Source organism: Falsihalocynthiibacter sp. SS001, from assembly GCF_042445055.1.
GTDB lineage: Bacteria > Pseudomonadota > Alphaproteobacteria > Rhodobacterales > Rhodobacteraceae > Falsihalocynthiibacter.
Genome location: NZ_CP170339.1, coordinates 1,600,954 through 1,624,369, shown reverse-complemented (window position 1 = coordinate 1,624,369; position 23,416 = coordinate 1,600,954). Strand labels below are relative to the sequence as shown.

The 23,416-nt window shown below is 53.4% G+C and carries 20 protein-coding genes; 12 read left to right on the top strand and 8 right to left on the bottom strand.

The window, feature by feature from the left end; all coding sequences use genetic code 11:
- The first annotated feature begins 53 nt into the window (after positions 1–53).
- The 3 genes from ACFE33_RS07875 (at position 54) to ACFE33_RS07865 (ending at position 3,172) form a co-directional block, all read left to right on the top strand.
- Positions 54–1,055 carry a C4-dicarboxylate TRAP transporter substrate-binding protein gene (locus tag ACFE33_RS07875; RefSeq protein ID WP_380051977.1) on the top strand — a complete coding sequence of 334 codons (1,002 nt, stop codon included), beginning with the start codon at positions 54–56 and terminating at the stop codon, positions 1,053–1,055.
- A gap of 63 nt (positions 1,056–1,118) precedes the next feature.
- Positions 1,119–1,772 carry a TRAP transporter small permease subunit gene (locus ACFE33_RS07870; protein ID WP_380051974.1) on the top strand — a complete coding sequence of 218 codons (654 nt, stop codon included), beginning with the start codon at positions 1,119–1,121 and terminating at the stop codon, positions 1,770–1,772.
- Positions 1,772–3,172, top strand: a complete 1,401-nt coding sequence (locus tag ACFE33_RS07865; protein ID WP_380051971.1) for a TRAP transporter large permease — start codon at positions 1,772–1,774, stop codon at positions 3,170–3,172. The genes ACFE33_RS07870 and ACFE33_RS07865 overlap by 1 nt, the downstream gene beginning before the upstream one ends.
- A gap of 39 nt (positions 3,173–3,211) precedes the next feature.
- On the opposite strand, the gene ACFE33_RS07860 is transcribed toward ACFE33_RS07865, so the two are convergent.
- The 5 genes from ACFE33_RS07860 to ACFE33_RS07840 form a co-directional block, all read right to left on the bottom strand.
- Positions 3,212–4,297 carry an ABC transporter ATP-binding protein gene (locus tag ACFE33_RS07860; protein WP_380051968.1) on the bottom strand — a complete coding sequence of 362 codons (1,086 nt, stop codon included), beginning with the start codon at positions 4,295–4,297 and terminating at the stop codon, positions 3,212–3,214.
- A 9-nt stretch (positions 4,298–4,306) separates the two neighbouring features.
- Positions 4,307–5,941 (bottom strand): alpha-amylase family glycosyl hydrolase, encoded by a 1,635-nt coding sequence (locus ACFE33_RS07855; RefSeq protein ID WP_380051965.1) that lies wholly within the window; start codon positions 5,939–5,941, stop codon positions 4,307–4,309.
- Position 5,942: 1 nt separating this feature from the next.
- On the bottom strand, positions 5,943–7,073 hold the full coding sequence (locus ACFE33_RS07850; protein ID WP_380051962.1) for a carbohydrate ABC transporter permease: 1,131 nt from the start codon (positions 7,071–7,073) through the stop codon (positions 5,943–5,945).
- A complete protein-coding gene (locus tag ACFE33_RS07845) occupies positions 7,073–8,065 on the bottom strand; it encodes a carbohydrate ABC transporter permease (RefSeq protein WP_380051959.1) in 993 nt (330 codons plus the stop codon). Before ACFE33_RS07845 ends, ACFE33_RS07850 begins: the two co-directional genes overlap by 1 nt.
- Before the next feature lie 75 nt (positions 8,066–8,140).
- Entirely contained in the window at positions 8,141–9,487 is a 1,347-nt protein-coding gene (locus tag ACFE33_RS07840) for an ABC transporter substrate-binding protein (protein ID WP_380051956.1), read from the bottom strand.
- Between the two features lie 233 nt (positions 9,488–9,720).
- Here ACFE33_RS07840 and ACFE33_RS07835 point away from each other — a divergent pair, with 233 nt between their 5' ends.
- The 9 genes from ACFE33_RS07835 (at position 9,721) to ACFE33_RS07795 (ending at position 16,884) form a co-directional block, all read left to right on the top strand.
- Entirely contained in the window at positions 9,721–10,752 is a 1,032-nt protein-coding gene (locus ACFE33_RS07835; RefSeq protein WP_380051953.1) for a substrate-binding domain-containing protein, read from the top strand.
- 102 nt (positions 10,753–10,854) lie between these two features.
- Positions 10,855–11,820 carry a glucokinase gene (locus tag ACFE33_RS07830; protein WP_380051950.1) on the top strand — a complete coding sequence of 322 codons (966 nt, stop codon included), beginning with the start codon at positions 10,855–10,857 and terminating at the stop codon, positions 11,818–11,820.
- Between the two features lie 118 nt (positions 11,821–11,938).
- Entirely contained in the window at positions 11,939–12,214 is a 276-nt protein-coding gene (locus ACFE33_RS07825) for an STAS domain-containing protein (protein ID WP_380051947.1), read from the top strand.
- The gene (locus tag ACFE33_RS07820; protein WP_380051944.1) at positions 12,211–12,576 is read left to right on the top strand and encodes a response regulator; all 366 of its coding nucleotides are present in this window, start codon (positions 12,211–12,213) and stop codon (positions 12,574–12,576) included. The genes ACFE33_RS07825 and ACFE33_RS07820 overlap by 4 nt, the downstream gene beginning before the upstream one ends.
- Before the next feature lie 9 nt (positions 12,577–12,585).
- The gene (locus tag ACFE33_RS07815) at positions 12,586–14,769 is read left to right on the top strand and encodes a chemotaxis protein CheA (RefSeq protein WP_380051941.1); all 2,184 of its coding nucleotides are present in this window, start codon (positions 12,586–12,588) and stop codon (positions 14,767–14,769) included.
- Positions 14,770–14,773: 4 nt separating this feature from the next.
- On the top strand, positions 14,774–15,232 hold the full coding sequence (locus ACFE33_RS07810) for a chemotaxis protein CheW (protein ID WP_380051938.1): 459 nt from the start codon (positions 14,774–14,776) through the stop codon (positions 15,230–15,232).
- On the top strand, positions 15,229–16,098 hold the full coding sequence (locus tag ACFE33_RS07805; protein ID WP_380051935.1) for a CheR family methyltransferase: 870 nt from the start codon (positions 15,229–15,231) through the stop codon (positions 16,096–16,098). Before ACFE33_RS07810 ends, ACFE33_RS07805 begins: the two co-directional genes overlap by 4 nt.
- Positions 16,099–16,123: 25 nt before the next feature.
- Positions 16,124–16,510, top strand: a complete 387-nt coding sequence (locus ACFE33_RS07800; protein WP_380051932.1) for a response regulator — start codon at positions 16,124–16,126, stop codon at positions 16,508–16,510.
- A 182-nt stretch (positions 16,511–16,692) separates the two neighbouring features.
- On the top strand, positions 16,693–16,884 hold the full coding sequence (locus tag ACFE33_RS07795) for a hypothetical protein (protein ID WP_380051929.1): 192 nt from the start codon (positions 16,693–16,695) through the stop codon (positions 16,882–16,884).
- Between the two features lie 106 nt (positions 16,885–16,990).
- Here ACFE33_RS07795 and ACFE33_RS07790 read toward each other — a convergent pair whose 3' ends face one another.
- The 3 genes from ACFE33_RS07790 to ACFE33_RS07780 all read right to left on the bottom strand — a co-directional run bounded on the left by ACFE33_RS07790 (position 16,991) and on the right by ACFE33_RS07780 (position 23,360).
- Positions 16,991–19,741, bottom strand: a complete 2,751-nt coding sequence (locus ACFE33_RS07790) for an Rne/Rng family ribonuclease (protein ID WP_380051926.1) — start codon at positions 19,739–19,741, stop codon at positions 16,991–16,993.
- Positions 19,742–20,206: 465 nt separating this feature from the next.
- Positions 20,207–21,538 (bottom strand): sigma-54-dependent transcriptional regulator, encoded by a 1,332-nt coding sequence (locus ACFE33_RS07785; protein ID WP_380051923.1) that lies wholly within the window; start codon positions 21,536–21,538, stop codon positions 20,207–20,209.
- Positions 21,539–21,545: 7 nt separating this feature from the next.
- Positions 21,546–23,360, bottom strand: a complete 1,815-nt coding sequence (locus ACFE33_RS07780) for an ATP-binding protein (protein ID WP_380051920.1) — start codon at positions 23,358–23,360, stop codon at positions 21,546–21,548.
- Positions 23,361–23,416 lie beyond the last annotated feature (56 nt).

The following is a 23,416-nucleotide window of genomic DNA, read 5'->3' as shown; positions in this document are numbered from 1 at the left end:
TCATACGATACGGTGTGCCCACACGTCAGAATGACGCCAATTGGGAGGTAATAATGAACTATTTCGGAACGGCTGCCGTCGCAGCCCTATCTTTTGCATTTGTAACCGAAGCCGCAGCCACAGAGTGGAACGTGTCGCTTTGGGGTAAACGCCGCGCCTTTACTGAGCACGTCGAAAAGCTCGCCGAGCTCGTAAGCGAGAAAACAAACGGCGAATTCACACTCAACATCAGCTATGGCGGCCTGTCCAACAACCGCGAGAACCTCGATGGTATCTCGATTGGTGCGTTTGAAATGGCACAGTTCTGTGCGGGTTACCACGCCGACAAGAACCCTTCGATCACCGTACTTGAATTGCCGTTCCTCGGTGTAAGTTCGCTTGAGCAAGAGCGCGCAATCAGCCAAGCGCTGTACCAGCACCCTGCCGCTGTCGAAGATCTGGCACGTTGGAACGCCACGCTGCTTATGCCTTCTCCGCTGCCGCAGTATAACCTTGTTGGTGTGGGTGACGCGCCCAAAACACTTGCCGAGTACGAAGGTCTGACAGTTCGTGCAACTGGTGGTATCGGCCAAGCAATGGAAGCGGTTAATGCGGTTCCGACATCCATGTCCGCAACCGAAGTACGTCAGGCGCTCGATAGTGGCGTTGTGAAAGCAGTGGCATTCGCACCCCACGCACATATGTCATTCGGCACAATCGAAAGTGGCAAATGGTGGACGACCAACCTCAACCCAGGCACTGTGAACTGTCCTGTCGTTGTAAACACAGACGCGCTAGAAGCTCTGTCGGATGAAGAACGCGAAGCGCTTCTAAGTTCGGTCGACGCATCACTCGATCACTATATCGACGTCTATAACAACGAAACCATGGCAGCATGGGGCCCAGCCCTCGCCGAGCGAGGAATCGAAGAGATCACCTACTCTGACGAAGATATCGCCTCCTTCAAAGAGGCTGTGGCCGGTCCGGCAGCCGCCGCATGGGTAGAGACGAATGCCGCCAAAGGCCTTCCTGCTCAGGATATTCTGGACTTCGTTCAAGGCGAACTCTCCAAGTAATCTCAAACTTTATCAAACCGCCGCTGATCTATTGCGGCGGTTTTCTCTATTTCGGAGGCAATGATGGCTGGTTCATCCGCCGTCCTGTCCGATGCGTCCCTCCTGAGCCGCATTGACAGGACTCTCTACAAACTCGAAGGCTTTCTGGCGCTTATCAGCGGTCTTGCAGTGTTCTCGCTCATGTTGCTTGCGGTGTTCTCCGTAAGTGGCCGCAACTTTTTTAACGCGCCTCTGCCGGGCTATATCGACTGGATCGAACAAGCCATGCCGCTCATTGCGTTCATGGGGATCTCGGCAACACAACGCGATGGTGGGCATATACGCATGGATATCCTCGTGGGCCACCTTAAGGGGCGCGCGCTCTGGGCGGCGGAGTTTGTAACGACGCTCGCGATGTTGATGTTGGTTATTCTCCTGATCTGGGGCACTTGGGCGCATTTTCAGCGCGCATTCGATTTCGGCGCGCCAAACTGGAGCCGTGACAGCTCAATGGATATCGGTATTCCGCTTTGGCCTGCCAAGCTCTTGGCGCCGGTCGCATTCAGCGTTCTCGCTGTTCGCCTGGTACTGCAACTCTGGGGTTACGCACGAGCATTCATTCAAAACCTCGAAAACGCGATTGCCGTTCCCCTTGTCATGACCGCTGCCGAACAGGCCGCACTCGAAGCCGAGCATGTCTCGGATGCGCCAAATAAATCCAAAGAGGAGACGCAGTAATGGAACCCATTGATATTGGGCTAATCGTCTCGGGCGGCTTGCTGGTAATGGTTATTCTTGGCATGCGCGTTGCTTTTGCGGCGGGGCTTGCTGGGATGGTCGGCCTTATTTGGATATTCTGGGCCAAGTTCGGCTATGATCCTGATCGCTTTGGCCAAGCGCTGACCGTCGCAGTCAAAACTGCGGGTCAGGTTCCGCATTCCAAGGTCTCTTCACAAGCGCTTTCCCTTATCCCGACGTTCATTCTCATCGGCTATCTCGCCTATTACGCAGGCCTGACCAAGGCACTCTTTGAGGCCGCAAAGCGGTGGGTTGGATGGCTTCCGGGTGGACTCGCCGTATCGACAGTGTTTGCCACTGCGGGGTTCGCTGCGGTGTCGGGCGCGTCGGTTGCGACTTCGGCAGTGTTTGCGCGGATCGCTATCCCCGAGATGCTGAAGCTTGGCTATGACAAAAAATTCGCCGCTGGTGTTGTTGCCGCGGGCGGGACGCTTGCTTCGCTCATTCCACCAAGCGCAATTCTCGTGATCTACGCGATCATCGTTGAACAGGACGTAGGCAAGCTTCTCCTTGCTGGTTTTGTACCCGGTGCGGTTTCCGCGCTTATCTATGCGGGGCTTATTGTGGGCATGGCGTTGATCATCCCTAACTTCGGCCCACCCGTTAAGGGCTTCACTTGGGGTGAACGTTTCAAGTCTCTGCCGCCTGCACTTCCGATCGTATTTGTTGTGCTGATCATAATCCTGTTCATCTACAATCCCTTCGGTGGTGACGCATGGGGCACGCCAACCGAGGGCGGCGCACTTGGGGCATTTGTTGTGTTCCTGATGGCGCTTTACAACGGTATGCGCTGGTCCCAACTCAAAGACGCGCTATTGGAATCCGCAAAGCTGGCCGTGATGATCTTCACCATCATCTGGGGCGTGTTAATCTATGTACGTTTCCTTGGTTTCGCAGATCTTCCTGGTGCGTTCTCTGACTGGATCACCAGCCTTGATCAATCGCCGATGCTAACGCTGGTGCTCATTCTCTTGGCTTATGCTGTGCTGGGAATGTTCATGGACGCAATCGGAATGCTGCTCCTGACGCTTCCAGTGGTCTATCCTGCGGTCATGGCGCTAAATGGCGGCGAGAACGTCCTCGCAGCGGATAGTGCCTTTGGGATGTCGGGGCCGATGTGTGCGATTTGGTTCGGGATTTTGGTTGTCAAAATGGCAGAGTTCTGTCTGATCACACCGCCGATTGGTCTCAACTGTTTCGTTGTTGCCGGTGTGCGGGATGACCTTTCGGTTCAGGATGTGTTCAAAGGCGTCACGCCGTTCTTCATCGCGGATGCCATCACAATCGCAACGCTCGTGGCGTTCCCAAGCATTGTCCTTTGGCTACCGTCACTCGCATAACCAAAGCCCCCGCCAAATTCCTTTGGCGGGGGCAATTGCTTAACGATAGAGCAGCGATTGCCCTTCGTGAAAAACATGCACCTTATCGGGTGGTGCGGTCATCGCGACGACCTCTCCTTTGGTGATCCCCTGAATTCCTGGGAGCTTGGCAACAAGCGCTTCCTTTCGCGCACCTTTCTCAAAGTATAAAAGCGTGACCTCTCCCAAGGCTTCGGTAATCGCCACCTTACCTGTGTAAATAGCGTCATTCTCGGTGCGCATCAGATCCTCTGGGCGCACGCCAATGTTCACCTTTAGACCAAGGTCAGCTTCGGTTGTGGGCACGTCCGAAACGGCACGCCCGCCGTCCTCTAGGGAAATAACCGTCTGTGCGCCTGTCTCGGTGATCTCGCCAGCTATCAAATTCATCGCGGGCGAGCCGATAAACTGTGCAACGAACTCATTCTCCGGCCGCTCGTATAGCTCAAGCGGCGTGCCGACTTGCGCGATGCCACGATTTGCCAAGACAACAATGCGCGAAGCTAGAGTCATCGCTTCGACCTGATCGTGCGTCACATAGATCATCGTGCTGTCGGGCATGGCCTCCTTGAGCTGCGCAATCTCAATACGTGTCGCCACGCGCAGCGCTGCATCCAGATTAGAGAGCGGTTCATCAAACAGATACACTTTGGGATCGCGAACAATTGCCCGCCCGATCGCGACCCGCTGACGCTGCCCGCCAGAGAGCGCCTTGGGCAAGCGATCCAGATATTCGGTGAGCTGAAGTTTCTCGGCCGCGCGATTAACAGCCTCGTTGATTTCGGCCTTAGGCATCTTGGCGATATTCAACGCAAACGCCATATTATCGCGCACGGTCATATGCGGATAAAGCGCATAGGACTGGAACACCATCGCAATTCCACGCTGTGCAGGCGGCACGTCATTAACCACCACATCGTCAATTTCCAACGACCCAGAGGTAATGCGCTCAAGCCCCGCAATCATACGCAGAAGCGTGGATTTCCCACAGCCGGACGGACCGACAAAGACAATCAACTCGCCCGTTTCAATCGTTAGATCGATATCGTTTAGGACATTTGCGCCGCCATAAGACTTCGCGATTTTGGTAAGCTTCAGGTTCGCCATTTGCTTTCCCTATCCGTTAATTCGGCGCAAGATCGCACCTTGCCAAGGTGCAAGGGATTTACCATCCGCAAGACCAACTTCAGTTCCAATGAATTCCCACCCATCGATAGCATCAACAATGGAATGCCGATCATCACTCATATTGAAAAAGCACTTTAATTCCATGCTATTATGACGTCTTATGAATGTTAGAACATCACCGTCCGCACGCAAATCTTCAAGCTCTCCGAAAAGTAGCGCAGGAAGTTTGGAGCGCAATGCAAGGACGCCCTTATAATGGTTAAACAAAGACGACGGATCGCGCCGTTGCGCCTCTGCATTCAGCGCGAGATGCTCGGACGCAACAGGAAGCCAAGGCCGCCCCTCGCTAAATCCACCATTGTCATTAGACGGGCTCCACACCATCGGGGTTCGGCATCCATCGCGCCCCTTAAACTCGGGCCAGAACTGAATACCGTACGGATCTTGAAGGTCTTCGAAGGCTACATCGGCCTCTTCCAGCCCCAGCTCCTCGCCTTGGTACAAACAAACAGAGCCGCGCAAACAACCGATAAGTATAGGGAATAGTCGCTTGGCCCCGTCATTTAGCGACCACCGACTTGCGTGACGTTCAACATCGTGGTTCGAGAATGCCCAACACGCCCAGCCGTCCTCTGCGGCCTCGGAAACCTGCGTCAGAACCTCCGCCACACGCGAAGCGGTCAGAGGCGTTTTGGAAAGGAACTCAAACGCATAGCACATCTGCATGAGATCATCACCGGCCGTATACCGGCCCATGATCTCTAACCCGCGCTGCGCATCCCCGACTTCTCCGACCGCTGCGGCGCCATATGGCTCCATCACAGCGCGAAATTTACGAAGGAAATCAATATTTTCAGGACGGTTCTTGGAGTAAATATGCTCCTGATGATTATATGGGTTTACCGAAGGCGCAATGGTATCGTTCCGCGCTTCTTTGGGGAGTGCTGGATTATCCCGCAACTCTTTGTCTGCAAAATAAAAGTTGATGGTATCAAGCCGAAACCCATCTACGCCTCGCTCAAGCCAAAAGCGGGCAACATCAAGCAACGCTTCCTGAACCGCAGGTTCGTGAAAGTTGAGGTCAGGCTGGCTACTCAAAAAATTGTGCAGATAGTACTGACAGCGGCGCGTATCCCACGTCCACGCGGGACCGCCGAAAATCGACAGCCAGTTATTAGGCGGCGTTCCGTCTGGCCTTGGGTCGGCCCATACGTACCAATCTTTCTTAGCGTTATCAGCCGATTGTCGGCTCTCCTTGAACCATTTATGCTGATCCGACGTGTGCGAGAGCACAAGGTCAATCATGACTTTCAGACCCAACTCATGCGCCCGTGCAATCAACGCATCAAAATCCGCAAGAGCACCAAACATTGGATCAACGTCGCAATAGTCGCTGACGTCATAGCCGAAGTCCTTCATTGGGGAAGTAAAGAACGGCGATATCCAGATCGCATCCACGCCAAGGTCGGCCACATAATCCAAGCGGCGTGTAATCCCCACCAGATCGCCTATTCCGTCACCAGTGCTATCCTGAAAGCTGCGTGGGTAGATCTGATAGATCACCGCGCCTCGCCACCAATCAGGATCTCGCGTGAACTTTATATTTGTTGTTGGTTGAGCCATATTATCCCCCCTTGACCGAGCCAGACAAAAGCCCGCGTACAAGATATTTCTGAAGAGCAAAGAACACCACAAGCGGCACCGCGATTGAGATAAACGCGGAGGCTGCGAGAATTTCCCAGTCGCCACCGCGACTTCCAAGTAGCTCGCGCAAGCGCCCAGTCATGACAAGCTGGTCCTCGTTATTGCCGAGGAACACCGTCGCCACGAGCAAGTCGTTCCAGACCCAAAGGAACTGAAAAATCGCAAAGCTTGCCAGCGCGGGAAATGATAGCGGAAGCACGATCTTGCGAAAAATCTCGAAGTCCGTAGCGCCATCGACGCGCGCGCTTTCAATCACTTCGCGTGGCAAACCTGCGATGTAGTTTCGCAAGAGATAGATCGCGAGCGGTAATCCAAATCCCGTATGGGCAAGCCATATTCCCAGGTAGGACTTACCTATCCCGATCTCGTTATGGAGCCTTAGGAGCGGGATCAATGCCATCTGCAGAGGCACCACAAGCAAGCCGACAACCGTCGCAATCAACAACGACCGTCCCGGAAATTCCATCCATGCAAGCGCATATGCTGCGAAGGCTGCGACGAGTATGGGGATGATCGTTGCAGGGATGGTCACGGTAAACGTATTGACAAAGCTTCGACCAATCCCCTCTGATAACAATACGTTACGATAGTTATCTAAGGTAAATTTAGGGTCTTCAAGTGCGGTTACGAAAAGGCGTGTACCACGACTTCCTTCGGGCTTCTCTGCCGAGGTGATCTTGTAACTTCCGTCTTCCTCGACCTGAATAAATGCGCCGCTCCGCTCGGCGATTTCACCCGGTGCAAATTCAGTGGGACGGCGCGAGTTTACGCCAAACGCGGTCACGTTGGCCTCGCCCTCAAGTAACTGACCTGAGATAACCCAGCCCTCATCCCCTTCGACCGCGCTATCCGGCGGGTCCGCGCGAAGGGTCAAGTTCTGCTCACTCGGGAAAGCAGCAGTCCACCAGCCGGAGGTTGCGATCTGATCCCTGTCCCTAAACGAGCTGACTAAAAGGCCGAAGGTCGGAATCGTCCAGAGAAGCACAAGTGCCAAGACAGCGATATTCACGGCCCACGTCAGACGGGATTTTACGCCAGCGATATTGTCCATTACTTCATCTCCTGACGGGCGTTGCGAACATTCCAAATCATGATCGGCGTCACGAGGAGCATGATGACCAGCGCCACGGTGCTTGCGCGGCCATTGTCATTCCCTCTGAACATCCAGTCGAACATCAGATTTGCCAGAACTTGCGAGCCCCACTGGCCGTTGGTCATCGCCAAAACGATGTCGAACACCTTGAGCACGAGGATCGTGATCGTTGTCCAGACCACCGCGATCGTGCCCCAGATTTGCGGAACCTTAATGCGCCAGAACACTTGGAACGGGTTTGCGCCATCTAGGATTGCCGCCTCGATTGTTTCCTCTGAAATTCCGCGCAACGCGGCCGAGAGGATCACCATCGCAAAGCCCGTTTGTATCCAAACAAGGATCACCATGAGAAAGAAGGAATTCCAAAACGGGATCGTGATCCAGGCCTGCGGCGCGCCGCCAAAATACGTGACAACAGCGTTGAGCAAACCGATTTGCTCCTGACCTTCGCCACGATAATCGTAGACGAACTTCCAGATCACCGATGCGCCAATGAACGAGATTGCCATGGGCATAAAGATCAGCGATTTTGCGATATTGCCCCAACGAATTCGATCCGTAAGTGCCGCGGCGATCAAGCCAAAGAACGTAGACGCCGCAGGAACAACAACAAGCCATAACAGGTTGTTTTTCATAGATTCCGCGAATTTTTCATCCACAAGAAGCCACGCAAAGTTTTCGGAGCCGACGAACTCTTCGCCTCGTGTATCATGGAACGACAGCCAAACCGACATCACAACAGGATAAAGGAGATACATCGTGAGAAGTGCCAAGGCCGGAAACAAAAACAGCCACGGGCGAATAACGGCGGCTCGGTTTATGTTTTGGCCCGCATTGGGACCACGAGCGGGAAATGCACGGTCAAGAAGGAGGTTGGACAGATAGAAATAAGCCACACACCCAAAGACACCTACAACAACAGTAAATAGCGCCCAAAAGAGCTGTTCCATCGCGGCCTCGATACATTAATGGGATAAGAGTCGAAGGCCCCGCAGAGCGTACGGGACCTTCTGGGAGGAAAGGCGTTACTTAATGCCGTCCCATGTTGTTTGGATATCGGTTGCGACCGCTTCGGCATCTTTGCCGCCGACATAGTCGACCATACCTGTCCAGAATGCACCGGCACCAATTGCACCTGGCATGAGGTCAGATCCATCAAAGCGGAACGTATCAGCACCAAGGAGGATATCGCCCATCTTGCGTTGCGCATCGTTTTGATAGACCGCAGCATTTACACCAGCGTGTGGCGTCAAGAATCCGCCCTGCGCCATCCAAATCTCATGCGCGATGGGGGACTTGATGTACTCCAACAATGCGCGCGCGCCTTTGGAGTCGTTAGTGATTGTCATCACCGTTCCAGCACCCAGAACGGGCTTGCCGAGGTCTTCGGCTTCAAACGCTGGGAAGTAGAAGAAATCTGCATCTTCGCCAACAACTGTGCCTTCAGGGAAGAACGCAGGGATGAAGCTCGCTTGGCGATGCATGTAGCATTGTGGTGGTGACTCAAACAAACCCTTCGGGCTATCGCGGAAGTCGGTTGATGCAACGGCACCTGCACCGCCAGCGACGTAATCGTCATTGCGCGCGAAACTTCCGAATGCCTCGATTGCTTTAATGATCGCAGGATCGTTGAAAGGAATTTCGTTGGCGACCCATTGGTCATAAACTGAGGGCTCGGCTGTGCGCAGGAGCATATCCTCAACCCAGTCAGTCGCGGGCCATCCCGTCGCAGAACCAGACCCTACGCCAATACACCAAGGCGTATCGCCATCGGCAACGATTTGATCAGAGAGCGCTTGGAGTTCTTCCATCGTTGTTGGAATTTCATAGCCTGCGTCCTCAAAATTCTCTGGAACGTACCAAACCAGAGATTTCAGGTCAGCGCGGTAAAACAAGCCATAGAACTGATCGTTGCCGTCCTGATCTGCGTAAGTCGCCAAATCCACCCACGATTGGCCCGCGGCGTAATTATCGCGCACCCAGTCAGCATCTGAGGACTCAAGCGGGGCGAGCAATCCTTTGGATGCAAGGTTCGCGGCAAGCCCTGGCTGAGGGAATACAGCGATATTCGGTGCCGATCCGGCCTCTGTATCAATCAAAATCTGCTGTTCGAAGCTGTCAGAGCCTGAGTACTGAACGTCAATTCCAGTCGCCTCTTCAAAATAGGCCATTGCAGCCTCAAAGCGGTCCTTTTCACTTCCTAGCCAAGGCCCGAATACGGTTACCGTTTCGCCAGACAGGTCCATTGACTTGAGGGCTTCGTAGCTTTCCCAGGTGAACTCCCCCTCGCCCGGCGCGATCATCAGTTCCGCCTGTGCTGCGCCCGCACTCAATGCAATGACGGCAACTCCTGTTAGTAAATTCGTTTTCATTTCATCCTCCCAAAAGGTGCTTTGCACCCAGACTGTTTCAAATACTCAGGCAAGCCCGCGATGCGAATCTATCCAAAGCGCTTTGACAAATCTACCATCGTTGATCAAAGACCAAGAGTCAACGCAGGCCATGGCCTCTCGAAAAAATCTTTAATTTAATAATATATCTTTGTTTTGACGTTCCAGTTCGAATACCCTATTGTTAATCGAAAATTTTAAGCGCTTTGGAAAACATGAATCTCAAAACACTCTCCGAACTTCTGGGCCTAAGCCAAACCACGGTGAGCCGCGCGCTGAACGGCTATCCAGAAGTGAGTGAGAAAACGCGCCTCAAGGTTCAGCAAGCGGCCAGAAAATATAACTATAGCCCCAACACCCGCGCCCAGAGCCTCGCAACGGGGCGCGCTATGGCCATCGGCCATGTCATCCCGATGTCGAGCAATCATGAGATGGTGAACCCGATCTTCGGGGATTTTATCGCTGGCGCCGGAGAAGCATATGCCAAGGCAGGTTATGATATGCTCCTTTCAGTGGTTCCCGATAGCGACGAGGAACAGGCATACCGACGCATGGCCGCACGCGGCTCAGTCGATGGGATCATCGTCCACGGCCCCCGCAAAGATGATCCCCGCGTTGCGATCCTTAAGGAAATCGGCATGCCATTTGTGGTTCATGGCCGAATGATGGGAAGCGAAACGGGATACTCATGGCTCGATATCAACAACACGCGCTCATTCCAACGCGCCACAGACCTGCTACTTGACCTAGGACACAAACGGATTGCGCTGCTGAACGGTATCGAAACGATGGATTTTGCGGCAAGGCGGCGTGCGGGATACCTTGAAGCGCTGCGCAAGCGTGACATTCCAATCGACCCTTCGCTCATGTTTTCCGAGGAAATGACCGAACAAAACGGTTATGCCGTAAGTAAGGCCCTACTCGCCGGCCCCAACCCGCCGACCGCCTTTTTAGTTTCTTCTTATATTATGGCGATCGGCGTGCGGCGCGCAATTGGGCGAGCGGGATTGACGATGGGAAGCGATGTTTCCGTAGTGACGCACGACGATGACCTCTCCTATCTCAAGAACGGACACGACATCCCCTCTTTCACCGCAACGCGCTCCTCTGTACGCGATGCGGGCAAAACGTGCGCCGAGATCCTCTTGGGCTCGATTGCTTCAGGCAACGAGCAACCCGTTCAGGAGTTATGGGAAACTGAGTTGACACTCGGCCGCTCAACTGGCCCGAACCCCAACAAGCCCTGACACACTGATGATTTATTTTTTTCGAGAGCTAAAAAAATATATTTGCCAGCACAGGAACGTGGTTATAAAAGACCTCAATGCAATATGATCGAAGGCCAGACAATGACCCATAAACGCCTCTCTTTGCTGGCTGATATCGGCGGAACCAATACTCGTGTTGCTCTTTGCGATGGCGCCGAGGTACTTACCTCATCTATTCGCCGTTTTCGAAATGCGGAATACTCCGACCTCTCGGGCGTACTCAAAAGCTACCTTGAGGCCGCTGACGACATAGAGTGCGTCGGTGCGTGTGTCGCTGCGGCCGGTCCGGTTCGCGACGGCGTCGCAACGATGACGAATCTAAATTGGACCATTGATCCGGTTTCGGTTGCCAGGGCTACGGGTGCAAAAACTGTTTCAATTTTGAATGATCTTCAGGCCCAAGGTCACGCCCTAGGGCACCTTGACCCCTCTGCCCTCACCGAAATCAGAGCAGGAAAACCCGCTGGCCCCCACGCCGCGCAGCTCGTGATTGGTGTCGGCACGGGCTTCAATGCCGCTGCGGTCTACAACACCGCCGCGGGGCGTCTCGTTACACCTTCAGAATGCGGACATATCACAATGCCCATCCGTTCAGAGGACGACCTTCGGCTAAGTCAGTCCGTCGAGAAGGCACATGGCTTCCCCGGCGTAGAAGATGTACTCTCGGGGCGCGGATTAGAACGCCTATACGCTTGGCATCAGTCTGGAAACGCTCAAGAAATCACAAAATCCGCCTCGGACATCATTTCTTCCATGCAGACGGGAGACGACCCGCTCGCCTCAGCCTCCGTCGCCACCTTTAGCCGCATTCTCGGCGCGGTTGCGGGTGACTTGGCGCTCGTTCATCTGCCGTTTGGCGGCATCTATTTGATCGGTGGCGTCGCGCGTGCAATGCAACCTTATTTAGTGGAACACGGCTTCAATGAGACCTTCCGTGACAAAGGGCGTTTCGCAGATTTCGTGGACACTTTCTCGATCTCGACTGTCGAGGATGATTACGCCGCACTCATCGGTTGCGCACAGCACCTGTCACATCTGACCAAATAAAATTCGGCTTCTCGGTAAGCTAATTTTAACACTCAATCCCCTAAACAAGTTCCAAGAGACAGGAACAACAGGGGATTCAAGTGGCAGATCACGCACTCCATAACACGGAAAACACAAGATGACGGCCCGCGTTCAATTGCAGGGGCGTCTCGGCCTGCCGGAAGCGGAACCCCTTGCACAACGTCTGCGGGCCGCGCGCGGTGATGATGTTGCAGTTGATGCCGCGCAGGTCACCCATCTTGGCGTTCTCTGCCAACAAGTACTCCTGTCGGCCGCTGCTGAGTGGCACGCCGCGGGACGCTCGTTCAAGATCGTAAACCCGTCTGATGATTGTGTCGATCACCTCGCGCTTTGCGGCCTGTCCCCCGCTTCATTTGAGGAGAGTAACGAGTGAGCCTAAATATCCTTGCCGTAGACGATAGCCGCACGATGCGCGACATGATTAGCCTCGCCCTTCGACAGGCCGGGTTTGAACCCACCCTCGCTGAAGACGGGCAACACGGCCTGGAGGTGCTCGAGGATTTCACACCTGACGCGATCATAACCGATATTAATATGCCCCGCCTTGACGGCTTTGGCTTTATCGACGCCGTTCGCAAAATCCCGGAACGCCGCGCCATTCCCATTCTGGTTCTCACGACAGAAAGCGCAACAGAACTAAAAGCCCGCGCTCGCGAAGCAGGCGCCACTGGATGGATCGTAAAGCCCTTCGATCCCGCCAAATTGGTACGTGCGCTTGAAATGGTCACTGGTTAGGAGGTCCGCATGACAGATCAGCATGATCCAATGGCCGAAATTCGTACCGCGTTTTTCCAAGAATGCGAGGAATTACTCGAGGCATTGCAAGATGGCTTAATGGCGATGCAGGACGGCTCCAGCGATCAGGAGACCATCAATGTGGTTTTCCGCGCAGTTCATTCCATTAAGGGCGGTGCCGGTGCATTTGGACTGGATGATCTTGTTCGTTTTGCGCATCGCTACGAGACAACATTGGATTATGTGCGCGCAGGTACGCTTACGCCCGCGGGAGTGGCACTCAAGATCTTCTTTCGCGCCGCAGACATACTGAGCGATATCGTACGAGCATCGCGTGACGGTGAACCGATTGAGAATGCTTCAGTCGAGGAAGTTCTCGCTCTATTGCTCGACCTCACGGGAGATGATCCTGAAGAAGAGGAAGAAATCGATCCAAGTGAATTTGTCGCAACAGGTATGGGTATCGCTTTAGACATTATCGATCTGCCGCCACTATCAGCACCCGAGAACGCCCCCGCGACCCAGACAGCCCTCCGCGAGTTAGAGGTCTCTAATTCTACGGCAAATGAGACTATGCGCGCATTCGAAATATTGTTTAAGCCGCAGAGTGGCCTCTACGCATCAGGGAACGAACCCGTATTCATATTTCGTTTACTGCGGAACCTTGGGCAAATTTCCGTTGAAGTGGACAAGAGCACATTACCTGACCTAGAGGACCTAGCTGCCGAAGAAAGCTATCTGAGCTGGAAAATCACCTTGATTACGCAGGAAAGCTCAGCACAAATTCACGAGGCATTCGACTTCGTCATCGACTTCTGCAGCCTCGAAATCCAAGAAGTTCCCCTACCGCAGATACAACCTTCTCCCGACGGTCCGGCGCTAGATACTTCAATTAGCCAATCTGAGGAGCAAGGATCGCCGGTGCCCCCAGCATCGCCTCCTCAACCATTGTCTACTTCAGACGAACTTCCCTCAGCAACCAAGACACGAGCTACAGTCCGTGTAGATCTCGAACGCGTAGATCGCCTCGTAAACTTAGTCGGCGAGCTTGTCATTAATCAGGCAATGCTCTCGCAAATCGTGGCAGAAACGGGATTACAGCGGAACACATCAGTATTCACTGGCTTAGACGAGCTTCAACAACTAACGCGGGACATACAAGACAGCGTAATGATGATCCGTGCACAACCAGTCAAGACGCTGTTCCAGCGCATGGCGAGAATTGTCCGGGAATCCTCGGCTGCTGTTGGCAAAGAGGTGCACCTGAAAACTGTCGGAGAAGGTACAGAAGTCGACAAGACGGTCATTGAGCGCCTTGCTGATCCGCTAACACATATGATCCGCAATGCAGTCGATCACGGACTTGAGACAACCGATAATAGGATAGATGCGGGCAAACCAAGCACAGGCGTTATCTCTCTATCCGCCCGTCACCGCTCCGGTCGTGTCGTTATCGAGGTCAGTGACGACGGAGGCGGAATCAACCGATCAAAGGTCCTTTCAAAAGCAATTTCAAAAGGACTTGTCGCCGAGGACGCACAACTATCGGATAGCGAAATCGATAACATTCTATTCCTACCCGGCTTTTCGACCGCCGACCAGATCTCAAACATTTCCGGACGCGGTGTTGGCATGGACGTCGTCAGAAGTTCTATTCAGGCGCTAGGCGGACGTGTAGCAATATCATCTGCCGAAGGCTTGGGAACGACCTTCTCAATAAGCCTCCCCCTGACCCTAGCGGTCCTTGACGGCATGGTCGTGCAAGTCGCCGGTGAAACCCTCGTAGTTCCTCTAAACACGATCGAAGAAACACTAACGCTAGAACCTGAAGCAATTAGTTCCCTCGATCCGAACACCTCCGTCGTCAACGTGCGAAACGGATTTGTACCACTACTCGATCTTGGGGCAGCGCTCGGTTTCCAAGCGCCACGAGAAGACTATGCGGGCTCAATCGTTCTTCTTATAGCGCAAGAGAACGGCAGCAGAGCCGCGCTCATCGTCGACGAAATTCGAGACCAACGGCAAGTGGTCATCAAGGGGCTCCAAGAACGCTATGGTCGCGCTCCCGGCATAGCAGCGGCGACCATTCTTGGTGACGGGCAAATCGCCCTTATCCTTGATCCCGTTGATATTGTCGCTAGCGCCTCAAGTATAGCAACCGCCAACGAAAATTCGATTGATTTAGCAGGGTAGACTGATGACAGAAAATGCCAATAACTCGGTAATTGAACTTCTTTCTTTCAAGGTGGGCGAGCATGAATTTGCTGTCGATATCATGTCTGTCCGAGAAATCCGAGGCTGGACGCGCGCAACCCCTCTTCCTCACTCACCACATTACGTGCGAGGGGTCATTAACTTAAGAGGCACCGTATTGCCAATTATAGACCTCGCCGCTCGAATTGGTGAACCCATTACAGAAATTGCCACCAGAAGCGTATTCATAGTCGTACAATTCGAGAACGACATTGTAGGCCTTCTTGTCGACGCCGTATCTGACATCATCTCTGTGAATACTGATGAATTGCAAACCCCTCCAGACTTGAACACAGACGGAACCCACACGTTCGTGAGCGCACTCACAATCGTGGACGAACGAATGCTTCGCGTTCTAGATTTGCGCGCGATTCTCATCATAGCACCGCTGGAAGCTGCATGACCCTGGCTCATCAAGGCGATAGCGCGATTGACGGCGGCATTACCGCTAGTCAATTTGAGCTAATCGCGGCAATTGCGCATTCTGAGGCCGGCCTCGTATTCCAAAAGTCGAAATCCGCTCTCGTCGCTTCACGGCTTTCCAAGCGGCTACGGCTCCTCAAGATTGAGAGTTTTGGCGACTATTGCGACCTAGTTTCTTCCCACGAAGGCTCCGAAGAGATTCAACAAATGATTTCTGCTTTGACGACGAATATCTCGAGCTTCTTTCGCGAGCGCCATCATTTCGATGCGGTAAAAAACCACGTGCTTCCCTCAATTGAAAAGAATGCAACACAAAATTCGAAAATCCGAATCTGGTCCGCAGGTTGCTCGATGGGAATGGAAGCATATTCCATAGCAATTACGATCATGGAGACATGGCCGCAGGCGCAAGATCTGGACATAAAAATTCTGGCCACAGATATTGATCGAAGTGTCCTTGAAACCGGAATAGCAGGCATTTTTGACCACGGTCAAGTTTCTACGGTTCCTGAAGGGCTCAGGGAAAAATATTTTCACCGCCAGCATGACCCAAAGCTGTACCAAGTTTGTGAGTCGCTTCGCAGGATGATCACATTTCGCGAGTTAAACCTGCTAAAGCCTTGGCCAATATCTACAAAGTTTGATGTCATCTTTTGTCGAAACACAGTGATTTACTTTGATGACGCCACACAGAGAAAACTATGGCCAAGATTCCAGAACGTCCTTCTTCCAGAAGGATGGCTTTTCGTCGGCCATTCTGAACGTATTCCGGAAAACTCAGGAACCGATTTTAAGAGTTTAGGTATGACGATGTACCAACGTCGAAACGATATCAGCAAGCAATGATCAATACGCAACTGGGGAAGATAATATGACTTTGAGAGAGCAACTACGCGTTTTGGTCGTGGATGACATGTCCACTAGTCGAGGATTACTAACGCAAGCCCTCGATGCCTTCGGTGTTAGAAATGTGGCAAGTGTTGCAGATGGCCCATCCGCATTGAAAGCACTGGAAATATCGCCAGTCCACCTCGTAATTTCTGATTACAATATGCCGAAGATGGATGGCCTACATCTTCTTCATGCACTACGCCAAAACCAACGCACCAAAGGAGTTGGTTTTATACTGATCACAGGTCGCGCGGACCGAGCGATTATTGAAAAGGGTAAACAGCTTGGTATGAACAATTTTCTCAAGAAGCCGTTTGAGCCGCTTCAACTCAAAGCCTGTATCGAAGCCGTGGTTGGCCGACTGTGAACTTGAAAAACACTTCGAGCGAGTACGTTAATGTAGGTTTGTCCGAATTACTTGAACGAATATCAAACGAGCTGGCTTCGTTAGAGTGTTCCACCCAAAATATCCAACAATACCTTGGCGATCTCTTAGGTGACCGTGAAGTCGCAAACGAGTATGTGGTTGACTTACAATCGTTGGATGCAATGACGCAGACTCTATGTGATCTTAAGAACCTGATGTTTATCCTCTCGCAGATCAGTGACTGGGAGGCGTTCCCGCCAATTCCCCTCTCGGAGATTTCACGAGCACTCAAGCTTAAGAGTTTAACCGACAGGTTACTGTGCGAGCAGCCAAATCCAAGAGAGAACGAAGCGCATGACGTTACTTTCTTTTAGATGTCTATCGCCATTAAATTTATGGAAGATTAGAGTGAGACTCTTGACCGCGGAAAAGAAAAGGCGGCCCCTCGTAAATTAGGGACCACCTCGTAATGTATCCGAGTTAGCGGCTAGCTGACCACCAGCCCTTTTTTTTCGGCTTCGGGGTGGCAGGTTCAGAAATCTCAGCGGCCTCTGTAACGGCTTCGGCCACCACTTTCTCCGGCTCAGACTTCGCTTCGATTTCTGGCTTAGACTCAGCAACGAGTATCTCTGAACTTACAGGTTCTTTTGCCTTTGGCTTAGCCTTTGCCCGCTTACGCGGCGCTTTGGGTTCTGCATCAGGTTTCGGTTCATCAACCGGTGCATCCGAAACAACTGTAGTTTCAGCGTTTGCAGCTTCCTCCGAGGCTTCCACCTTCTTCTTCCGAGGCGCCCGTTTGCGAACAGGCTTCTTGACCGGCTCTTCGGTCGCGTCTTGTGGCGGCTGCTCTGCTTCAGCTTCTACTTTGACTTCAACTGTCTCTTCAGCCACCGCATCAGACTTTTTCCGACGCGGGGCTCTCTTACGCTTTCTCGGAGCTTCTTCGCTAACCTCAACGTTTGGCTCCGCGACTTCAGCAGGCTTCTCTTCGACGTTGACTTCAGTCACCTTATCTTTGCTGTCTTCGGCGGCAACTTGATCTGCGGATTGATCTGCGGAGTTACTTGCGTCCGAATTTGCTTCAGCGGCATTCGCGTTCTCGCCATTACCGTTTCCGCGACGGCGACGACGACGGCGGCGACGCTTCTTGGGCGCACCCTCTTCATTTTGCTGCACGTTGTTCTCGGGCGCTGGGGGTTCTTCACTCGTGATATTGTCGAGCTCTTCGTCCAGACTTTCCATCAGCGAAGCATCTGCAGACACCACGGCAGTTTCCGTTGCGCGTAGATTACGTGTGGCCGTTTTGAATCTTTCGATACTGAAATCCGGGCTCACCAGGAACGGATCAGCTTCGATACGCACAGACAGGCCATAGCGCGCTTCGATTTGCGCGATGTGTTCACGCTTGTTGTTGATGAGGAAATTCATGATGCCAACAGGCGCCTTGAGTAGAACTTCCCGCGCACGGCGACGAACGCCCTCTTCTTCCAGTTGACGCAAAATCGCCAGCGCGAGGTTGTCATCAGAACGGATCAAGCCTGTTCCGTGGCAGTGGTGACAGGGTTGGGTTGTCGCCTCGAGCATACCGGGACGTAGGCGCTGACGGGACATTTCCATCAATCCAAAGCCGGAAATTCGCCCGACTTGGATGCGCGCACGGTCGGTCTTGAGCTTCTCCTTCATCCGCTTTTCAACGGCTGAATTGTTGCGACGGTCTTCCATGTCGATAAAGTCTATCACGATCAGACCGGCAAGGTCCCGCAAACGAACCTGACGCGCCACTTCTTCTGCGGCCTCCAAGTTGGTCTTGGTTGCGGTTTCCTCGATCGAACCTTCTTTGGTGGCGCGGCCTGAGTTAACGTCGACAGCAACCAGTGCTTCGGTGACATCGATCACGATGTAGCCACCGGACTTCAACTGCACGGTCGGATTGAACATACCAGAGAGGTAACTCTCTACCTGATAACGTGCATAAAGTGGCAGCGGATCGGTATAGCGTTTCACGTTCTTGGCATGGGACGGCATGATCATTTTCATGAAGTCCTTGGCCACGCGATAACCCGCTTCGCCCTCAACCAGCACCTCATCGATATCACGGTTATAAAGATCGCGAATCGTGCGCTTAATCAAATCGCCTTCTTCGTAAATCTTCGCGGGAGCGATCGACTTTAGCGTCAATGCGCGAATTTGTTCCCACAGACGTTGAAGATATTCGTAGTCGCGTTTGATCTCGGGTTTTGTACGCTCTGCTCCGGCGGTGCGCACAATGAGGCCCGCACCTTCTGGAACGTCGATCTCTTGAGCAATCTGCTTGAGCTTCTTGCGATCTGCGGCGTTCGTGATCTTACGCGAAATTCCACCACCACGGGCAGTATTCGGCATCAAGACACAGTAACGCCCGGCAAGCGACAGGTAAGTCGTGAGTGCAGCACCTTTGTTGCCGCGCTCTTCCTTAACCACTTGAACCAAAAGGATTTGGCGAACTTTGATGACTTCTTGAATCTTGTATTTGCGCGGACGGAACTTGCGTGGCGCGCGAACTTCTTCGGTTACATCATCATCTGCAACGGACTCGATATTCTCATCTTTATCAGTCGCTTCTAGCGCCTCGTCATCAGAGTCACTGTCATCTGAATCGTTGCCATCTTCGGATTTGTCGTCTGTCGCTTCATCAGCAGCCGGCGTTTCGACTGGAGTTTCAGAAACCAACTCCATTGGCGAGCTACCTTCAAGCTCGTCATTGTTGGTATCATCGTCAAGATCGACGACATCCATGCCTGAAATGCCTTGAGCGGGCTTCTCGCCCTCTTCATTTGAGGTTTCCGAAGCAACTTCTTTGGTTTCAACGGCATCACCGTTGTTTGCCTCTGCCGCTTTGCCACCACGACGGCGACGGCGGCGCTTGGGCGCGGGCTGTTCTTCGTCTTCTTCTTGGGATTTTGCGTAAGCACGTTCCTCGGCCAACAGCGCTTCGCGATCGGCAACAGGGATTTGATAGTAATCGGGATGAATTTCCGAGAACGCTAAGAAACCATGCCGGTTTCCGCCGTAGTCAATGAAAGCCGCCTGAAGTGAGGGCTCTACCCGTGTAACTTTTGCTAGATAGATATTGCCAGCAAGCTGGCGTCTGTTTTCGGCCTCAAAGTCAAATTCCTCAACTTTGGTTCCGTCAACCACCACAACGCGAGTTTCCTCCGCGTGGGTGGCGTCGATAAGCATTTTCTTAGCCATTTTATCTCTTTGCACACGTACAACCCACACCTTTCAGAAAGGAGGGTGCGTCTTGTATGGTGTCTAATTTGGGCGAGGTCTGCGCACCGGGAGGCTGGCATTACAGCGGGGTTGGCGTTGCCAACGGTTGCTCCTTGCCTCTGTATTCCGGCGCGTCTCATCGCGTTTCTGCTCCGATGCTCATTACCACTGGGATAATGTCATCCGTTCATGCGCCCGGGCCGGCTTGCGGCCTCGCGGGCAAATTAGTGGCCTTGCGGCCTATCGGTCTGCGCCGTCGTCAGAGCTATCACTCCGTCCCGCCGGTCGCAGCGAAACTCTCCGTGCGGTACTGTCCTCAATTGGACGGCCCACCGTATGACGATATTAATGGGCTTGTTAGGCAAATGACAATGGGGAAAATGGTTAACGCGCAACTTGAACCAACAAATTGCGCGCATTTTTAAGCAAATAGACGAAACGTGCCTAAATATATTCCGAACGAGAGAGCGCGTATTTCGCCATTTTCTCATTTAGGGTTCGGCGCGGGAGGCATAATTCTTCCATTACGTTCACGATGCTGCCCTTGTGACGGCGCATTGTGTTATCGATCAACATACGCTCGAACGCCTCGACATATTCCTTCAGCGGCTTGCCATCTGTGGTCATGGTTGGGGCGACATCATCGTTGTCTGCCATCAATAGGCTGGCGATTGTGCCCGATCCCCGACGATTTTGCAGAACCGCACGTTCAGCAATATTGATAAGCTGGCGTACATTGCCCGGCCATGGTGATTGCAAAAGCTGCGCCGCCTCTTGCGCGCTAACCTGCGGGGCTTCGCAGCCGTATTCCTCGGCGAATTGCTCCGACAAGCGTGTAAACAGCAAGAGAATATCTTCGCCCCGTTGGCGCAAAGGAGGAAGTGTGATTTTCAGAGCAGCCAACCGATAGAAGAGATCTGCGCGCAGCGCATCTTCACAGGTTTTGCCCTGTTCCTGTAGATTACAAATCGCGATGATCCGTGTCTCTGCGGGGGTTCCCTGATCGTTCATGAACGTCAAAAGACGCGCCTGAAGGCTTTGGCTCAGGGCCTCAACATCCTCAAGAACAAGCGTCCCGCCGCGTGCGGCCTCAACAAGTGGCTGATTTCCACCCTCATCAATCGGGCCAAACAAGCGCCGTGTGAGCTCCTCTTCTTCAAAGGCCGCGCAGGAGATCAGCTTGAACTTCTTCCCTGCCCGCGCACCAACGGCATGAAGCGCGTGAGCGACCAAAGTTTTGCCTGTTCCAGTCTCACCTTCGATAAGGACGTGTCCGTCAGCCTGCCCGAGGTCCAGAATATCTTCACGCAGACGCTCCATTTCTGGGCTTGCACCGATGAGTTTCTTCATCACCGCACCGCCGTCGCCCAATTCACGCCGCAACGCGCGGCTATCTAGCGTCAAGCGTCGGGTCTGTGTTGCCTTCTTGGCAAGATCGGTCATTTGATCAGGGTTGAACGGTTTTTCTAGGAAATCATAAGCCCCTACCCGCATCGCCTCTACGGCCATCGGTACATCACCGTGCCCCGTAATCAGAATGACGGGCAAGCCGGAATCCACGCTCATCAATTTGCGTAAAAAGCCCATTCCATCCATGCCCGGCATCCGAATGTCCGAAACAACAATGCCCGGATAGTCTGCGCCCACGGATTTCAGCGCCTCTTCGGCACTCGCATAGGACTCCGTATCGAAGCCCGAAAGCGCCAACCACTGGCTGATCGATTGGCGCATATCTTTTTCGTCATCCACGATGGCGATTTTCATGGCTTTGGCCATTTTGTCCTCATTCGGCTGCTTCGTATTCTTCACTTAATATGGGGAGCGTTACTTCAAATACAGCCCCCCCCTTGGCGGAATGTCGCGCTGTCAGTCGTCCACCAAAATCGTTAACGATGCCGCTGGAAATGGCAAGCCCAAGGCCCACACCATCTCCGGGAGCTTTCGTAGTATAAAACGGTTCGAACAAAGAGTCCAAATCTTCGATACCTTCGCCATTGTCCCGTACAGCCAAAACTGCGCTCTCCCCAGCGGTCAGAAGCACCTCAATTTTGGGGTTCTGGGACGTTTTGGTGGCGTCGAGGGCGTTGCGGAACAGGTTAATAATCACCTGCTCCAACCGCATCTGGTCGGCCAGAACCATGACTGGCTCACGAGGAATTGTACGCGTCACCTCAACGTGGCGCTGCTTGAGTTGCGGCTCCATCATCGAGAGTGCCGAAGATAGCGCCTGTCGCAAATCAAAGGGTCGGAACGTATCACCACCCTTGCGCGCATAGCTTTTAAGCTGCTTGGTAATTGCGCCCATCCGCTCGATCAGGTCGTCAATGCGCTGGAAACTCGCCTGCGCTTCTTCGGGACGTTTACGCTGTAGGAGGAGCTTGGCACCCGCAAGGTACGTTTTCATAGCCGCGAGGGGCTGGTTGAGTTCGTGCGACACAGCCGCCGACATCTCGCCGAGGGCGGCGAGCTTGGAGCTTTGGGCCAAGGTCTGCTCAGCCATATCAAGGTGTTTTTCGACCTTTTCACGCTCGGCAATTTCACGCTGAAGTCTTTGATTAAGTTGGCGAAGTTCCGCGGACTCGTTCTGAAAGAACATTGATGACAGCCGCGCACGGCGGGAAGTGAAATAAAACCCGAGCGCGATAAGCAGCGCAAACACCATGATCTCGAGCGCCAGAACGCCGTTCACCTTGTCCCGCACCGAGGCGAAACTCGTGAAGCTGGTCATTTTCCAGCCTTGGAAGGGCACTCGCACCTCTTGGCGCATGAGTGCCTCGCCCTGCAAATAGGCTTCGACAGGCAGGTCAATCCATGTGCTATCTGCCCAATCCGAAGTCGCGTTGATCGCCCGCAAAATCGCGGTCGACGGGCTTTGCGCAGCAAGGGCGTTTGTCTCGTTCAGCCCGCGCCACCGCGGTTCCGTTGACAGGATAATCCGGCCCTCGGAATCCGTAACCATGACCGCGTCGGCGGTCCCTTTCCAGCCAGTTTCAAACTGGCGAAGGTTCACATCGACAACGATAACGCCAGCGAACTTCTGATTGACCGAAAGCTTTTGAGAATATGCAAAAGAGGCTGGTCCCGATTCTGTTTGCTCAATGCTAAAAACGGTTCCCTCTGCACGCGACGCGGCGACAAAAGGTGCCGAGTTTCGCGCGTTCAGGCCCAGTTTATTACGATCGGTCGCCGCCACGACGCGCCCGCCCTCGTCGAGCAACTGAAGCCCCGAAATGCCGATTTCTTCGGCGTAGGTAATAAGGTGCTGGCTCGATTTGCTATAGTCACCCGAACTCAGCGCATTCGTCAAAGCGGGGTCACGACCAAGGAGTTGCGGCACGATAGCGCTTCGACGCAGCTCGGCGATCATGTTCCCAGAATATAGAGCCAATCGCACCTGCGCGCGACTTCGCGTTGTTTCGGTGTACCGCTCCGTCAGGAGCATGTTCGTTGTCCAGACAACGGCCACACCTGCAACAATCGCAAAGATCAGAATTAGCCGCAGCCACCAGCCTGTTTTCACAACGCGTATACCTCTTGCGCGTCCTGAACGGCGCGATTTATCGGCGCGTTCGGGCGTCTCATTCTTGTCTTGCGTCATGTCCCCATTCGAAGTGACTGGGGAGCTAGGGTCTTGAGCAGCCATGCCCTACAATA

Excerpts from the sequence above, each read along its gene's own strand:
- ACFE33_RS07860 (WP_380051968.1), bottom strand. The coding sequence starts at position 4,297 with ATGGCGAACCTGAAGCTTACCAAAATCGCGAAGTCTTATGGCGGCGCA.
- ACFE33_RS07780 (WP_380051920.1), bottom strand. The coding sequence starts at position 23,360 with ATGACGCAAGACAAGAATGAGACGCCCGAACGCGCCGATAAATCGCGC.
- ACFE33_RS07790 (WP_380051926.1), bottom strand. The coding sequence starts at position 19,741 with ATGGCTAAGAAAATGCTTATCGACGCCACCCACGCGGAGGAAACTCGC.
- ACFE33_RS07850 (WP_380051962.1), bottom strand. The coding sequence starts at position 7,073 with ATGGACAATATCGCTGGCGTAAAATCCCGTCTGACGTGGGCCGTGAAT.
- ACFE33_RS07805 (WP_380051935.1), top strand. The coding sequence starts at position 15,229 with ATGACCCTGGCTCATCAAGGCGATAGCGCGATTGACGGCGGCATTACC.
- ACFE33_RS07785 (WP_380051923.1), bottom strand. The coding sequence starts at position 21,538 with ATGGCCAAAGCCATGAAAATCGCCATCGTGGATGACGAAAAAGATATG.
- ACFE33_RS07835 (WP_380051953.1), top strand. The coding sequence starts at position 9,721 with ATGAATCTCAAAACACTCTCCGAACTTCTGGGCCTAAGCCAAACCACG.
- ACFE33_RS07825 (WP_380051947.1), top strand. The coding sequence starts at position 11,939 with ATGACGGCCCGCGTTCAATTGCAGGGGCGTCTCGGCCTGCCGGAAGCG.
- ACFE33_RS07855 (WP_380051965.1), bottom strand. The coding sequence starts at position 5,941 with ATGGCTCAACCAACAACAAATATAAAGTTCACGCGAGATCCTGATTGG.
- ACFE33_RS07830 (WP_380051950.1), top strand. The coding sequence starts at position 10,855 with ATGACCCATAAACGCCTCTCTTTGCTGGCTGATATCGGCGGAACCAAT.
- ACFE33_RS07810 (WP_380051938.1), top strand. The coding sequence starts at position 14,774 with ATGACAGAAAATGCCAATAACTCGGTAATTGAACTTCTTTCTTTCAAG.
- ACFE33_RS07845 (WP_380051959.1), bottom strand. The coding sequence starts at position 8,065 with ATGGAACAGCTCTTTTGGGCGCTATTTACTGTTGTTGTAGGTGTCTTT.
- ACFE33_RS07875 (WP_380051977.1), top strand. The coding sequence starts at position 54 with ATGAACTATTTCGGAACGGCTGCCGTCGCAGCCCTATCTTTTGCATTT.
- ACFE33_RS07870 (WP_380051974.1), top strand. The coding sequence starts at position 1,119 with ATGGCTGGTTCATCCGCCGTCCTGTCCGATGCGTCCCTCCTGAGCCGC.
- ACFE33_RS07815 (WP_380051941.1), top strand. The coding sequence starts at position 12,586 with ATGACAGATCAGCATGATCCAATGGCCGAAATTCGTACCGCGTTTTTC.
- ACFE33_RS07795 (WP_380051929.1), top strand. The coding sequence starts at position 16,693 with ATGACGCAGACTCTATGTGATCTTAAGAACCTGATGTTTATCCTCTCG.
- ACFE33_RS07865 (WP_380051971.1), top strand. The coding sequence starts at position 1,772 with ATGGAACCCATTGATATTGGGCTAATCGTCTCGGGCGGCTTGCTGGTA.
- ACFE33_RS07800 (WP_380051932.1), top strand. The coding sequence starts at position 16,124 with ATGACTTTGAGAGAGCAACTACGCGTTTTGGTCGTGGATGACATGTCC.
- ACFE33_RS07840 (WP_380051956.1), bottom strand. The coding sequence starts at position 9,487 with ATGAAAACGAATTTACTAACAGGAGTTGCCGTCATTGCATTGAGTGCG.